Origin of the sequence: Chimaeribacter californicus (assembly GCF_002858675.1) — a bacterium.
In the GTDB taxonomy this organism is placed as follows: Bacteria; Pseudomonadota; Gammaproteobacteria; order Enterobacterales; family Enterobacteriaceae; genus Chimaeribacter; species Chimaeribacter californicus.
Genome location: NZ_PJZF01000067.1, coordinates 1 through 1,417, shown reverse-complemented (window position 1 = coordinate 1,417; position 1,417 = coordinate 1). Strand labels below are relative to the sequence as shown.

The 1,417-nt window shown below is 54.0% G+C and carries 2 protein-coding genes; both read right to left on the bottom strand.

Translation table 11 applies throughout. The features are described 5' to 3' along the window. A partial coding sequence (locus CYR55_RS22825) for a hypothetical protein (RefSeq protein WP_146001040.1) occupies positions 1-1,183 on the bottom strand: 1,183 nt, incomplete at its 3' end. Positions 1,184-1,192: 9 nt separating this feature from the next. Continuing rightward, a partial coding sequence (locus CYR55_RS23855) for a hypothetical protein (protein WP_101818579.1) occupies positions 1,193-1,417 on the bottom strand: 225 nt, incomplete at its 5' end.

Sequence of the window (1,417 nt, the reverse complement as noted above, 5' to 3'; positions counted from 1 at the left end):
TTTTCTTGCCCAGGCCTTTTGTCTTTTCCAGCTCGTCCACATCCAGCATCACCACATCGCGCAGAGTCTTGTAATCATCGGCTTGAAGAGCTGCCAGAATTGCCGGGCGCAGCCCTTGAATGTCCTCAATGCGCACAGACTCCGCCCACTCCATACGTGCCACCAGCAAAGGGTTAACGGCCTTTAATTCATCACGGTAGATCACTTGCAGCTCTTCGTAGATGTCTTCAGGCCAGATGTCTTTGAGCAGCGGGATGATGTAGTAATGCGGGCGACCCCACTCGTTTACCTTGGCATCGCATGAAATACCGATTGAGCTGCGGATCTGGAGCGAGAAATCCAGATTGTTGACGTAACGCGGGCGCTGGGCATGATCACGCTCTACACGCACGCCGGTAAAGAAGCGGTGCAGGTAGAAATGGACTGGGGTACCGTCAGCGGATTTGGTTTCATAGCGGTAGCCCTCCGCCAGCCCGTTAGCGCGTTCGATATGACGCGCCAGCTCGTCATTACGAGTGCGCGCCTGCTCCAGCTGGGACAGCATCAGGGTGTTATCTGATTTCAGCTTCAGACGCTGCAAGCGGTCGGCATTCAGCGCCTGGCTCAATTCCTTGACTGACGCACGCAATTCGCGCGCCTCATTTTGGTACTGGACTTTTTTAGCCTTCTGCTTCTCCGGCTCCATCAGCTCCAGTTCACGCAGGCGTGCGGTCATGCGCTTATCACGCTCGGCGTAGGTGGCCAGCATGTTGTCTTTGGACTGCATCTCAAGCTTTGCCTGATCCAGCTTGGCTTCGAGGTCAGAAACCAGTAGTTCCAGTTTGTGAACAGCCTGCTCTACAGCATCGGCAATCTCAGCATCCAGGCCTTCAAGCCGCGCATCACTCAGCGCCAGCTTCTCTTTGAACTCGTTGAGCTGGTGTTGCAGCAGGCCATTGGCCATCCGTTTGTTTTCGAGTGCTTCAACCGCCCCATCCAGGCTGTCGGCATCTGCATTGGCCACCTCTGCCAGCTCCTGTGCCAGTGTATGCATACCGTCAATACAATTGGTGATGTAACGCCCGGATAGGTCATCACCCTTTACGCGGCTCAGCGCGTAGTTGAGCTGACCGATCAGGTGATTGAAACCATCGTTAATTACTTCATGCATTGAAGGCTGTGCTACTGCGGGCTGTGCTGACATGTGACCTCATCAAAATTTAGTGCTGGCCGTATGCAGGGACATGCGACCGAGGAAATCTGCTGACAGCACAGTGGCGTTAGATGCCCCTTCCTGGTTGAGCAGCATACCAAGGCGTAGGGGGGTCATCAGTTTGTCCGGGTAATGGACTATGACCGAGCGCGCACCATTGTCTGTCACAAAACTCACCGACCAAAAAAAATGCTTTCGGTGAAAAATACTGAACAAACGGGACAT